Genomic DNA, 13,130 nt, shown 5'->3' on the forward strand with positions numbered 1-13,130 from the left:
TAAACAGAGTGGAGAGATCTAAAATAGATCAACTCGACTTCGATAATATCCCGTTGGGGAGAGCTTTTACAGATCATATGTTTATCTGTGATTATGAAGATGGAGAATGGAAAAATGCCAGGATTGAACCTATGGGGATGATCCCTATGCACCCTGCGGCTATGTCATTGCATTACGGGCAGGCAATTTTTGAAGGCTTGAAGGCTACCCTGAATAAGGAAGGAGAACCTTTGCTTTTCAGACCTGAGCAAAATGCCAGACGTTTAAATTTCAGCGCCAGGAGAATGGGAATGCCCGAAGTACCGGAAGAATTGGTACTGGAAGCCCTGGATATTCTGATAGATATGGAATCTCAGTGGATCCCACGTGAGGAAGGGAGTGCGCTTTATATTCGCCCTTATATGTTTGCCGATGAAGGTTTTATCGGGATGAGAGCAGCCACTTCCTATAAGTTTATGATTATTTGTTCTCCGGCAGGACCTTTCTTCAGCAAACCGATCAAATTGTATGCGGAAACCGAGTTCATCCGTGCAGCTGTGGGCGGAACGGGAGAAGCAAAAGCCGCAGGTAACTATGCAGCAGCTATTTTACCTACGGAAAAGGCCAAAAGAAAAGGCTATGATCAGGTTTTGTGGCTGGATGCCAAAGAGTTTAAATACGTACAGGAAGTGGGAACTATGAATATCTTCTTTAAGATTAACGGTAAGTTTATCACTCCGGCCCTGGATGGAGCCATCCTTGAGGGGATTACCAGAAGTAGTGTGATCACGCTGCTGAAGGACAAGGGGTATGAAGTAGAAGAAAGAAGGATAAATATAGAAGATATCATAGCCAGTGCAAAAGACGGCTCCCTGGAAGAAGCCTTTGGAACGGGAACAGCGGTAGCTATAGCAATGATAGAGGAAATAGGATATAAGGACGAGCGTATAAAGATCTCCGATAAGCATGAAGTAGGGCAATGGGTCATGGACACCCTTAACGGGATCAAATCGCAGAAAATAGAAGATCCTTACGGTTGGATGAGACCGGTAGGAGGAAAATTAAAAGTTTAAAATTAGATACTGTTTTGAAGACAAAGGAGGCAATAGATAAAAAGGTTTTAAAGAAGGGATATTCAAATCTTTGTACTGCCAAGGCCATGGCGATCCTGTATGAAGATAATTTTAAAATGGTATCCAAATACGTGCACGCAACTTCAAGAGGGCATGAAGCAATACAGACGGCCCTGGGAATGCAGTTGCTGCCTCAGGATTATGCATTTCCTTATTACAGAGACGATGCCATGCTCCTGGCCCTGGGGATGCAGCCTTACGACCTTATGTTGCAGTTACTGGCAAAGAAGGACGATCCTTTTTCAGGAGGGCGTACGTATTACTCCCACCCGAGTTTAAGAGATGATGATAAACCCAAGATCCCGCACCAGTCTTCAGCAACAGGGATGCAGGCAATTCCGGCAACCGGGGTAGCCATGGGATTCTGGTATAAAGAGAATACGGGAATTGATGAAAAACTCGAAGATAAACCTTTTGTGGTTTGCTCGCTGGGAGATGCTTCGGTGACTGAAGGAGAGATTGCCGAAGCTTTTCAGATGGCGGCTCTTAAGCAATTGCCTATTATGTACCTGGTACAGGACAACGGATGGGATATCTCTGCAAATGCCGAAGAAACCCGTGCTCAGGATGCATATGAATACGCTCAGGGATTCCACGGACTGGAAGCTATTTCCATAGACGGAGCAAATTTTATTGAAAGTTATATTGCTGTCGAAAAGGCAATTAAGATCATACGTGAGGAAAGAAGACCGATCCTGGTACATGCCAAGGTTCCGCTTCTGAATCATCATACCTCGGGAGTTCGGATGGAGTGGTACAGGGATGACCTGGAAGAAGCCAGATCCAGAGACCCTTATCCGGTACTGAAACAACAGCTTTTGGACCACGGTTTTTCCGCGGAGGAAGTAGATGCTATAGAGGCGGAAGCTGTGCTGAAGGTGAAAAAGGACTTTGAAGAAGCTCTGAAAGCGGAAGACCCTAAACCTGAGGACTTGTTTACCCATGATTTTGCACCGAGTCCGATAACTGAGGAAAAAGGAGAGAGAGCTCCTGAAAATGCCGAAAAAGTGGTAATGGTGGATTGTGCTCTTTTTGCGGTTGAAGAATTAATGAAAAACAATAAAGAATGCCTGCTGTACGGACAGGATGTAGGAGGGAGACTTGGAGGCGTATTCAGAGAAGCAGCTACCCTTGCACAGAAATTCGGAGATGAACGGGTGTTCAATACCCCGATCCAGGAGGCATTTATTGTAGGTTCAACCGTGGGAATGTCTGCGGTTGGCTTAAAACCCATTGTTGAGGTCCAGTTTGCCGATTATATCTGGCCGGGACTAAATCAGTTGTTCACAGAGGTGAGCCGATCCTGTTACCTGACTAACGGAAAATGGCCGGTATCTATGATCCTCAGAGTACCTATCGGGGCTTATGGAAGTGGAGGACCTTACCATTCTTCATCTGTAGAATCGGTAGTTACCAATATCAGGGGAGTTAAGATCGCCTATCCGAGTAATGGTGCCGACCTGAAAGGATTAATGAAAGCTGCTTATCATGATCCCAATCCGGTGGTCATCTTCGAACACAAAGGCCTATACTGGTCTAAAGTTCCGGGAACTGAAGCGGCCAGGACGATAGAACCTGCGGAAGATTATGTGCTTCCTTTCGGAAAAGCAAACGCGGTAAGGGAAATATGGAAACAGGATGATGAAGAAACCCTAACGGTAGTAACCTATGGTATGGGAGTACATTGGGCCTTAAATGCTTCGGAAGAATGGAAAGAGCAGGTAGAGATCATCGATCTGAGAACTCTTTTCCCTCTGGATGAAGAAGCTATACTGGCATCGGTGAAGAAAACCGGAAAATGTCTGGTGGTAACCGAGGAACCCGTAAATAATTCTTTTGCAAGGAGCCTTGCCGGAATGATACAGGAAAAATGTTTTACCTATCTGGATGCCCCGGTAATGACCATTGGGTCTGAAAATATGCCTGCTATTCCGCTTAACAGCACTCTGGAGCAAACTATGATCCCGTCGGCAGATAAAGTGAAGAAGAAAATTGAGGAATTACTCAAGTATTAAAAAACAATTAGTCTGAATACTAAAAAGGCTGCCTGAAGAGGCAGCCTTTTTTAATTCTTATCTCCCGTTGGTGTTTCCGGGAGGATATTGTGACAGTATTTCTGTTACGAATTCATTGATTCTTTCTTCTTTCTTTTCAATACTGGTATTGGTCAAAAAGCCTGTCCCTTTTCCTTGCCAGATCAGTTCTTTGGTCCTGGCATCTATAATATCAATATACAGAGAGCCTTCTACACGTGTGCTGACGTTGTTGTAGAATCCGGGTCCGAATCCCCAGTAAGGATTGTAAAATCCGTAACCGAAACCGAAGCCGTATCCATAACCAAATCTGTTATACACATCTACACGTTGGTTCTCTTTGGTAAAGATGCTGATCAGCAAATCGGGATCATCCGACTTGGCGAAGCCTTTATCCACTAATTCATTATTGATGGCGCGCAAGATCCTTTTCTTATCTATATCTGAGATCTCAGCTTTATCGATCCCGGGTTTAAAGAAGGCAAAAGACTTGTACTGGCCAAAGGTGGCTTTTTTGTCGTAGTCCGACACAACTCTAACCGATACGCAGGAACTTACGAAAGCTGCTACCAGTAAGAGCAACAAGAGTGGTTTAAATGTTTTCATAGAATGTAGCTTTTTGAGTTAATATTCATCTAAAACGTGTTATACAATTTACAAAATTCTGCTGTATCTAACGTCTTTAGCTCTCAAAATAAGCTCTCGTCTACTTTATTAGGAAGCGTTACTTTTAGATTTGGTTCTGCTTCCATAGCCCTTTTAATGGCAAAAATAGCTTCATCATTACGAGCCCAGCTTCTTCTGGCGATACCATTGTTCACATCCCAGAACAGCATGGATTTAAGACGTTTAGATGCCTCATTACTACCATCAAGAACCATACCAAAACCACCGTTTATTACTTCTCCCCATCCAACTCCACCTCCATTATGGATGCTCACCCAGGTGGCTCCCCTGAAACTATCTCCTATAACATTATGGATGGCCATGTCTGCTGTAAACTGGGAACCGTCATAGATATTTGAGGTCTCCCGATATGGAGAATCGGTCCCACTTACATCGTGGTGATCCCTTCCGAGGACCACATAACCGATCTCCCCTTTTTCGATCGCTTTGTTAAAAGCTTCCGCAATTTTTATCCTTCCTTCGGCATCGGCATATAGGATCCTTGCCTGGGAACCTACAACCAGTTTATTTTCCTGAGCCCCCTTGATCCATCTGATATTATCAGCCATCTGCTGCTGTATTTCCGCCGGGGAGTTTTTCATGATCTCCTCCAGAACTTCACAGGCAATGGCATCTGTTCTGGCCAGATCTTCAGTTTTCCCGCTGGTACATACCCATCTGAAGGGCCCGAAACCGTAATCAAAACACATAGGTCCCATGATATCCTGTACATAGGAAGGGTATCTGAAACTTTTTCCGTCGGCAGCCATTATATCGGCTCCCGCTCTGGAAGCTTCCAGGAGAAAAGCATTCCCGTAATCGAAAAAATAAGTTCCTTTTGCCGTGTGGTTATTGATAGAGGCTGCATGACGCCTTAAGGTTTCCTGTACTTTCTCCTTAAACAATTCGGGTTGTGAAGCCATCATTTCATTACTTTCCTCATAACTCAAGCCTACCGGATAATATCCGCCGGCCCATGGATTATGCAGGGAGGTCTGATCACTTCCCAGGTCGATATAAATATTTTCAGTATCAAATTTTTCCCATACATCTACAATATTCCCCTGATAGGCAATAGAGACCACTTCCTTGTTTTCTTTTGCTGTTTTAACCCTGCCTGCCAGTTCATCCAGATCGGAGATGACTTCATCTACCCATCCCTGAGAATGCCTGGTTTCTGTTGCTTTGGGGTTTATTTCTGCACAAACCGTAATACATCCCGCTATATTCCCGGCTTTTGGCTGAGCCCCGCTCATTCCGCCTAATCCTGCAGTTACAAACAATTTTCCCTCCAGACCTTCGCCGTTTTTGGAGATCTTTCTTCCGCCGTTCAAAACGGTTATAGTGGTACCGTGAACAATTCCCTGCGGCCCTATATACATATAACTTCCGGCAGTCATCTGTCCGTACTGTGTAACCCCGAGGGCGTTGAATTTTTCCCAATCGTCCGGTTGTGAGTAATTGGGGATCATCATTCCGTTGGTCACGATTACCCTGGGAGCTTCCTTATGAGAAGGGAAAAGCCCCATGGGGTGACCTGAGTACATGACCAGGGTTTGCTCGTCATTCATTTCGGCCAGATACTTCATGGACAGCCTGTACTGGGCCCAGTTTTGAAACACTGCCCCGTTACCGCCATAGGTGATCAACTCATGCGGATGCTGAGCAACGGCATAATCCAGGTTATTCTGTATCATCAGCATAATAGCTGCAGCCTGTTTTGATCTTGCCGGGTATTCATCAATAGGACGGGCGTACATTTTATAGTCGGGCCTTAGCCTGTACATATAGATACGGCCATATTTTTCCAGTTCCTCCCTGAATTCAGGCAAAAGAACGGCATGGTGCTCCTTGTCAAAATAACGCAAAGCGTTTTTCAAAGCCAGTTTCTTCTCATCCTCCGAAAGGATCTCCTTTCGCTTGGGAGCGTGATTAATATTAGGGTCATAAGGTTTAGGTTGCGGTAATTTATTAGGGATCCCTTCTAAGATTTGTTCTTTAAAAGTCATTGATATATGTTTTTTGTGCTGCCCGGAGGCAGTATTCGGTTATTATTTATTTGAATTGTCCTTATAGCCCGGATGCGGGCTTAATAACCAAATCTAGGGATACCTGATATCCGCCCGGTGATAGGCGGTAAAAATAGTTCTCTTGTATTTTAAAAGCTTAAAATCCATAAACTATTTACGGTTTTTTAAATGTATCTTTCTTTTTATCATATCCATACGGGCAATGCCTGCATCCGTTGGTGCAACAATACCCTCTTTTAAGGTGATATTGTTCGGTAAAAACTCTAAAACCTTCCGATGAAAGGTAAAAATCGCCCTCTTCAACGGGAATAATCTTCTTCATAAAGATTTTTTTATATGTTTACAAAGATAATCCAAATTAGTTTGGATTTGATGAATCATTATAATATGATTTTTACTTTTAAACATATTTTGCCCAAACGGTATATAGCATTAACTCTATGGCCGGTAATCATACTCAAGGATGAAAAGCTTCGCTGTGACCCTGTATTGCTGAATCACGAAAAGATCCACCTAAAACAGCAACTCGAACTGTTAATCCTGCCTTTTTATGTTCTTTACCTCGGTGAATGGCTGTTCAGGCTTTGTCTTTACGGAGACCTTCATAAAGCTTATAAAAATATAAGTTTTGAAAGAGAGGCCTATCAGAATGAAACCGATATGAATTACCTGCAAAAACGAAGAGCCTGGAGTTTTTTGAGCTATCTTCGTGCCGATGTTTGATTTCTTAACGGAGGAAATACCCAATCAAGAGATAGAGCTACCCGCACTGGCGCAGAGGAATATCCGACTTTCTGTAAAAAGAGAGGACAGGATACACCCCTATATTTCCGGAAATAAGTACAGGAAACTCAAATACAATCTTCTGGAAGCAAGAAAATTGGGGAAAGACCATCTTCTTAGCTTCGGAGGGGCCTATTCCAATCATATTGCCGCAGTAGCTGCAGCCGGAAAAGAAGAAGGCTTCAGAACAACAGGTGTTATAAGAGGAGAGGAACTGGAAGGGAAGATAGAGGAGAATCCCACCCTTAGTTATGCTGCTTCCTGCGGGATGAAATTTAAATTCATCAGCAGAACTGCCTACAGAGATAAGACTTCAGATAAATTTTTACAGGCCCTGAGGGCGGAAACAGACGATTTTTTCCTGATCCCGGAAGGCGGGACCAATGAGCTGGCCGTTAAGGGATGCGAGGAAATATTGACTGAAAAAGATGCTCAATTTAATTATATCTGCAGCAGTATAGGCACCGGAGGTACCATTGCCGGTCTTATAAATTGTTCAAAACTCAGTCAACAAGTTTTGGGTTTTCCGGCTTTAAAGGGTAGTTTTTTACAGGAGGATATTCGTAAATTTGCTTCTAAGGACAATTGGAAACTCATAGATTCTTACCATTTCGGGGGCTATGCCAAAGTAAATACCGATCTGGTACAGTTTATGAATGATTTCAAAACAGCAACCGGCATCCTTCTGGATCCTGTTTATACCGGCAAAATGATGTACGGTATACTAGATCTTGTAAAAGAAGGTTATTTTAAAGAAGGAAGCAGGATCCTGGCTATTCACACCGGGGGAATTCAAGGGATTCCCGGAATGAACAGCCAGCTTGTAAAACGTGGATTACCTATAATCGAAATATGATGCGTAAAATTATATACCTACTTATTGCAGCTTCATTCCTTGTAGGATGCGGGGCCAAGAAAAGAGCGCTCAGAAAAAAAGCGGAAGAAACCCGTAAGAATACGGAAGTGATTGCTGAGGAACGGGAAGAGAAAGAAGCTGAAAAGGACGAATTCATAGTGTTTACTATAAATTCAACCGAAGAATATATAGAGACTTTTAAGGAAGTAGCCAAGCAGAATATGCGTGTTTACGGAATTCCGGCCAGTATTACCCTGGCGCAGGGGATCCTGGAAAGCGGATCGGGAAGAGGAGAACTCACCCGAAAGACCAATAATCACTTCGGAATAAAATGCCATAAAGGCTGGGAAGGAGACCGCGATTATTACGATGATGATGAAAAAGGAGAGTGTTTCCGTAAATACAACCACCCTATGTTCTCCTATAGAGACCATTCCCTGTTCCTTACTACCAGAAGCAGATACGATTTCTTATTCGACCTGAGACAAAACGATTATAAAGGCTGGGCAAGAGGCCTTAAAAAGGCAGGATATGCCACAGACAGAAAATATCCGGTAAAACTGATTTCACTCATAGACCGATATAAACTGTATCAGTACGACAGAGAAGTGTTAAAGGAAACAGGAGAGCCTGTTGCAGATACCGATCCGGTTGAAGAAAGCCATGAAGAAAGAATGTATACGGTGGTAAAGGGAGATACCCTTTATTCTATTTCCAGAAGATACGGCCTGAGTGTAGAACGATTGATGAGATTAAATAAACTGAACAATACCAATATTTCTATTGGACAAAAACTTATAGTAAAACCTTCCAGATAACATGATTTATAAGAGAAGCAGTGCGTTGTTTGCAGAAGCATCTGCAGTCATTCCCGGTGGAGTGAATTCACCCGTAAGAGCTTTTAAAGCCGTAGGCGGAGAACCGATTTTTGTAAAAGAAGCCAAAGGAGCGTATTTGTATGATGAAGACGGGAACCGCCTGATCGATTATATCGCTTCATGGGGGCCAATGATATTAGGGCATGCCTATGAGCCGGTTATCAGCGCAGTGGTGGAAAAGGCCAAAAAAGGGACTTCTTTTGGGATCCCCACCGAAATAGAGACTCAAATAGCACGCCTTGCGGTCTCTATGGTACCCAATATAGATAAGATCAGGTTTGTGAACAGTGGAACGGAAGCTTGTATGAGTGCTGTAAGGCTGGCCAGAGGTTTTACCAAAAGAGAAAAGATCATAAAATTTGCAGGTTGTTATCACGGGCATTCCGATGCCTTCCTTATTCAGGCAGGTAGTGGTGCCGTTACCTTCGGAAGTCCGAATAGTCCCGGTGTTACTCAGGGAACAGCCAAAGATACCCTGCTTGCCAGATATAATGACCTGGAAAATGTAGAACAGATCGTAAAGGCCAATAAAGATGAGATTGCGGCCATTATTATAGAGCCGGTAGCCGGAAATATGGGATGTATCCTGCCTGCAGATGGCTTTTTGGAAGGCCTGAGAAGTATTTGTGACCGGGAAGGGATCCTGCTCATTTTTGATGAGGTGATGACCGGTTTCAGAATGGCAAGGGGAGGAGCCCAGGAATTACTGAATATTAATGCGGATATCGTTACTTTCGGAAAAGTAATCGGTGGCGGACTCCCGGTAGGAGCCTTTGCAGCCCGGGATGAGATCATGAATTACCTGGCGCCTGTCGGACCTGTATACCAGGCGGGAACTTTAAGTGGGAATCCGTTGGCAATGGCAGCAGGACTGGCTATGCTGACCACGCTTAACGACCAGCCGGAAATATTTAGCAATCTGGAAGAGAAAACCGCTTATCTGCATGAAGGAATAGAAAAAGTGTTGAGCAATACAACACTGGATTATCAGATAAACCGTCTGGGATCTATGATATCCGTACATTTTACGGATACTCCTGTAGTAGATTTCGAAACAGCAGCCAAAGGGAATAACGATACTTTTAAGAAGTTCTTCCACGGGATGCTGGCCGAAGGTATTTACCTTCCGCCCAGCGCGTTTGAAAGCTGGTTCTTAAATGATGCACTTAGCTATGCCGATCTGGACAAGACCATTGAAGCTATCGAAAAAACCGTAAAGAAACTTTAGGAAGCTTACTGTACGTTAAGAATATTATCTTTCTTGGCGTAGAGCTCTTCCAGTTGTTTCGGACTCAGTATTTTTTGAAGTTGTTTGTCCAGAGCAAGCTCCATTTCTGCTTGCTTGTTCCCTCTTTCTTTCTTATCCATACGGGAAGTAGTGAGGGTGCTCAGTTGTGTGTGATAAGCTAAAAAAGCCTCATAAACACTGCTTTCCTGAGCGGTGCTTAAAGTAGTTTTTGCTTTGATCTCCTGGACTTTTTCCTTGGCAGAAACATCGGCAGCTTTAAATCCTGCTTTTTCCTGTGCAACGGCAGATTGCATGCCAATACATGCAAATAGCATAACGAATAATAGGCTAAACTTTTTCATTTTATTTGGGGATAAAACGTTAATTTCAAATCAAATATACGTATTTAATTAGTAAACAGCTTTTTTCTCATTCTATTGCTTTAGGGAACAATTTATTTTTAAATGGGAGGAAAGAAGCGGAAAACGGGCGGAAAATCAAGGTTGATTACCATAAAAAACAATCAAAAACCCCTCCGTTTTTAGGAGGGGCTGCAAAACTATTGGAGTTGTTTTTTATTGGTGTCTGTTATTAATAATTGCGGAATGTCTACTTCTTTGGCAGGGTAGAATTTTAGTTCTATTTCCTTTTTATCCCGTACCACTTTAAATTCGGCTTCGATATCAGGGTTGCTGTAAACACTGCGGTAAACCACTCTGTCTCCGATCCTCATACCTGCTTTGTAGGCATTTGAACTTTCATCCAGAGATACTACTTTATGAGTTTCAGGATCTATTTTATAGCCTTTGTAGAAGGCTTTTGCCCCGTTTTTATATTCCAGGCCGTTTTCATCAAAGATCGCTCCCAGATCGAATAATTTACCCTCTACCATATGCTCTTCAAAGAAAGGCTTAAGGTCCTCTTTAAGGTATTTATTCGCCATTTCGATAAAATAAGAGTGATCTATCCTTTTATCTTCTTCCACGGCATTTTTGAGAAAGTCCCGCATCAGATCGTCCAAACTGTGTTCTCCATCGCTTTCCCGTTGTATTTTCAGATCCAGGTAAAAAGCAAATAAAGCTCCTCTCCTGTAGGGCAGTTTTTCATAATCCCTGCTCGACCAGAAGTTGTCGTAATTAATCTCGCTATTAGGTGCGTCTTTTACGGGTGAAGTGTAAAGCAGGCGGATAATATTATTGATCTCCTGTATAAAAAAAGCTTCGTCCTTATCCAGGATCCTGTTTTTCGAGATATTCTTAATGGTGTAATAATCGGTAAAGCCTTCGCTGAACCAGTAATGCTGCTCTTCCTTTGAAATATATATGCTGTGACCAATCCAGTTGTGCATCAGCTCGTGGTTAAAGAGCATGGCAAGCCCTTCCACCTGAATGAGATCATTATTGCTTATCGAGGTGGCAAAAGAATTGGTAAGCCCGGTTCCCTGGAACGAACTTCCGTTTTCCTGAGGAAAAGGGATCATGGTAACCGTAAAATACTCCTGGCTGTGGTCATTCCAGAAATTTCGTTGTGCCCTGATGGTTTTGGACAGCAGATCGACCATATCCTTGTCCTTAAAAGCAATCCAGTCTCCCCTGCTGGCCAGGTACACCTTGTTGTTCTCTATTTCGATCGGGTGTATTCTGAAATCTCCTCCTGTAAAAACAGCTGAGTGAAATCTTTCCTCATCAATATCGCTTATCTTCTGTACTCTTTCATTACTTCCGAAACTGTTGTGCACCGCATGACCTTCGGGTAGATCCCAGTTGATCTGAACATCGAAAAGCTCAGATTTGTCTTCGGCAAGGTGCCTGGGAAGCATAAACATATTGTGTGAGTACAGATGAAAGTACTCCGGCTGGATAACAGGCCGGTACGTAGTTTCGGTATTAATAGGGCCTTTGGTATCCTGGGTCAAAGTATATTCAAATACTATCTCCTTAAGGTCTTTGGGATGCGTGATCTCTATAAGGTTACTGTCCCTTTTCTGAACAATACTCCCGTGCTCCGATACCAGTTTAAGATCGGAAAGGCAGTCGTATAGTTTTTCCTGTCCCCAGGCGTTGTCCTGGAAAAAAAGCCTTGTAAAACCTGTAGGATCTGCTTTAAAACTGGCCCTGATCTTTAAAGAGGGAATACTGTCTTTTAGTACGGAACTCACTTCGTAGGTCAGCTTCTCCGTCTTTTCGGAACTGCAGGAAACAGCAGTTATCCATACGCTTATTAAGATTAATATTAGTTTTTTCATGTTGTTTTGATTGATTGTTAATTTAATAGTTTAATTGCACGTTCCAGGGCTTCCTTGCCGGTTGCAGTCCTGTTTTCAGGGACAAAATCTTCTCTTGGAGTTCCGTTTATATGGAACAGTTTTTCTATGGGGAAACATACGCCTATACCGGTCTCCGGAAGTGGGGAGCACTCAATAGCACCCAAAAGACCCGCCATGGGTGTACCCGCTAAGCTAGCCCTTCCCATTCCTTCAAAACCAATAGCCAGTCCTTCGCCCATACTTCCGGTCCATCGGCCTACCAGGACCACCAGGGGCTTCGTGTATACTTTGCCTTTGGGAGATACGTATTCCACCCAGCTGCGTTTTACCCCGTATGCTTTTTCTTCTCCCGGAACAGAATGCTTCTGATACGGCCTGTCCGTTTTGATGAATTTCCCCATAATGGCCCTGGCAACCGTTGTATTTCCCCCCGATGACGTTTCCCTGAGGTCGAGGATCATGGCTTTGGTAACCGATAATTTATCGACTGTTTTACCGAAGGCATCTATCAGTTCGTCTTTGAATAATGAATTGTTGATCTTTATATAGGCAATATTCCCCGGGAGAACATCCGACTCCAATACTTCCTCTTCTTCTTGTATCACCTCTTTATCCGGATAGAAATCCAGCGCCTTCCCACGATATTTTACACTGATCTTCCGCGCTTTATCATGAGTTCCGGCCAGGAGCATATTAATAGCATAATCATAGACTTCCTTGTCATAATCCCTGAATGACTTCGGAAGGAACTTATCTATGGCTTTTTTTACGGGAACATCATTAAAATGAGTAATGTGCATTCCCGTTTTAAGCCCGGATAAATCTGCTTTATACCCTTCCCGTATATCTGTAATGACAAATTCGTTTCCCGAATATTCCGCCCACAGGTCAGATCCGCTTGGAATAAGCCTGTTGGAGGACGGAAGGTTCACTCCCAGGGAAATGTGTCCGTTGTACAATTCGTTAAGCACATTTTCCAGGACCCGGATAAATTCGTCTTCATCGGATACCCGGTCTACAATGGGTTGATAAATGACCCTGACTTGCTCCCAATCTGTTTTCCTGCTATCGAAATAGGCAAACTGAGCATCGATAGATTCCCATAAGACAGAGAAATCCTTTTGATATTTGGTTTGTGCCTTGGCGGCAAAAACAAAGCAGAAAAAAAGAAGTATATAGCTGTGATTTTTCATTTGTTTTATGGATGTAAAAGCCCTGATGAGCCTTGCTTAAGGTCATTAGATGGTGTTAAATAATAATGTGATTTAGAAGTGAGAG

The 13,130-nt window shown here is 43.2% G+C and carries 12 protein-coding genes; 6 read left to right on the plus strand and 6 right to left on the minus strand.

Annotation, left to right across the window (positions count from 1 at the left end; genetic code table 11):
- Nucleotides 1–8 precede the first annotated feature (8 nt).
- Together GWK08_RS15805 and GWK08_RS15810 are read left to right on the plus strand one after the other, a co-directional pair.
- A complete protein-coding gene (locus tag GWK08_RS15805; protein ID WP_317168161.1) occupies nucleotides 9–1,052 on the plus strand; it encodes a branched-chain amino acid aminotransferase in 1,044 nt (347 codons plus the stop codon).
- 86 nt (nucleotides 1,053–1,138) lie between these two features.
- Nucleotides 1,139–3,127 carry an alpha-ketoacid dehydrogenase subunit alpha/beta gene (locus tag GWK08_RS15810; RefSeq protein WP_163608275.1) on the plus strand — a complete coding sequence of 663 codons (1,989 nt, stop codon included), beginning with the start codon at nucleotides 1,139–1,141 and terminating at the stop codon, nucleotides 3,125–3,127.
- A 57-nt stretch (nucleotides 3,128–3,184) separates the two neighbouring features.
- Here the strand turns inward: GWK08_RS15810 and GWK08_RS15815 are convergent, their stop codons facing one another.
- The 3 genes from GWK08_RS15815 to GWK08_RS15825 form a co-directional block, all read right to left on the minus strand.
- Entirely contained in the window at nucleotides 3,185–3,751 is a 567-nt protein-coding gene (locus tag GWK08_RS15815; RefSeq protein WP_163608199.1) for a DUF4136 domain-containing protein, read from the minus strand.
- A gap of 83 nt (nucleotides 3,752–3,834) precedes the next feature.
- The gene (locus GWK08_RS15820; protein WP_163608200.1) at nucleotides 3,835–5,820 is read right to left on the minus strand and encodes a urocanate hydratase; all 1,986 of its coding nucleotides are present in this window, start codon (nucleotides 5,818–5,820) and stop codon (nucleotides 3,835–3,837) included.
- Between the two features lie 175 nt (nucleotides 5,821–5,995).
- Nucleotides 5,996–6,163: a DUF5522 domain-containing protein gene (locus GWK08_RS15825; RefSeq protein ID WP_163608201.1), complete on the minus strand. Its 168-nt coding sequence runs from the start codon at nucleotides 6,161–6,163 to the stop codon at nucleotides 5,996–5,998.
- Nucleotides 6,164–6,252: 89 nt separating this feature from the next.
- Here GWK08_RS15825 and GWK08_RS15830 point away from each other — a divergent pair, with 89 nt between their 5' ends.
- From GWK08_RS15830 to hemL, 4 genes are read left to right on the plus strand one after another with little or no spacing between them, the layout of a single operon-like run.
- Nucleotides 6,253–6,564, plus strand: a complete 312-nt coding sequence (locus tag GWK08_RS15830; RefSeq protein ID WP_317168162.1) for a hypothetical protein — start codon at nucleotides 6,253–6,255, stop codon at nucleotides 6,562–6,564.
- Nucleotides 6,557–7,480 carry a 1-aminocyclopropane-1-carboxylate deaminase/D-cysteine desulfhydrase gene (locus GWK08_RS15835; protein ID WP_163608203.1) on the plus strand — a complete coding sequence of 308 codons (924 nt, stop codon included), beginning with the start codon at nucleotides 6,557–6,559 and terminating at the stop codon, nucleotides 7,478–7,480. Before GWK08_RS15830 ends, GWK08_RS15835 begins: the two co-directional genes overlap by 8 nt.
- On the plus strand, nucleotides 7,477–8,298 hold the full coding sequence (locus GWK08_RS15840; RefSeq protein WP_163608204.1) for a glucosaminidase domain-containing protein: 822 nt from the start codon (nucleotides 7,477–7,479) through the stop codon (nucleotides 8,296–8,298). The genes GWK08_RS15835 and GWK08_RS15840 overlap by 4 nt, the downstream gene beginning before the upstream one ends.
- A gap of 1 nt (nucleotide 8,299) precedes the next feature.
- Nucleotides 8,300–9,586, plus strand: a complete 1,287-nt coding sequence (hemL, locus tag GWK08_RS15845) for a glutamate-1-semialdehyde 2,1-aminomutase (RefSeq protein ID WP_163608205.1) — start codon at nucleotides 8,300–8,302, stop codon at nucleotides 9,584–9,586.
- Between the two features lie 5 nt (nucleotides 9,587–9,591).
- On the opposite strand, the gene GWK08_RS15850 is transcribed toward hemL, so the two are convergent.
- The 3 genes from GWK08_RS15850 to GWK08_RS15860 all read right to left on the minus strand — a co-directional run bounded on the left by GWK08_RS15850 (nucleotide 9,592) and on the right by GWK08_RS15860 (nucleotide 13,045).
- Nucleotides 9,592–9,948, minus strand: a complete 357-nt coding sequence (locus GWK08_RS15850; protein ID WP_163608206.1) for a hypothetical protein — start codon at nucleotides 9,946–9,948, stop codon at nucleotides 9,592–9,594.
- Nucleotides 9,949–10,145: 197 nt separating this feature from the next.
- Nucleotides 10,146–11,831, minus strand: a complete 1,686-nt coding sequence (locus GWK08_RS15855; RefSeq protein WP_163608207.1) for a M1 family aminopeptidase — start codon at nucleotides 11,829–11,831, stop codon at nucleotides 10,146–10,148.
- Between the two features lie 17 nt (nucleotides 11,832–11,848).
- Nucleotides 11,849–13,045, minus strand: a complete 1,197-nt coding sequence (locus GWK08_RS15860) for a S41 family peptidase (RefSeq protein WP_163608208.1) — start codon at nucleotides 13,043–13,045, stop codon at nucleotides 11,849–11,851.
- Nucleotides 13,046–13,130 lie beyond the last annotated feature (85 nt).

It is taken from the genome of Leptobacterium flavescens (assembly GCF_010671605.1).
GTDB lineage: Bacteria > Bacteroidota > Bacteroidia > Flavobacteriales > Flavobacteriaceae > Leptobacterium > Leptobacterium flavescens.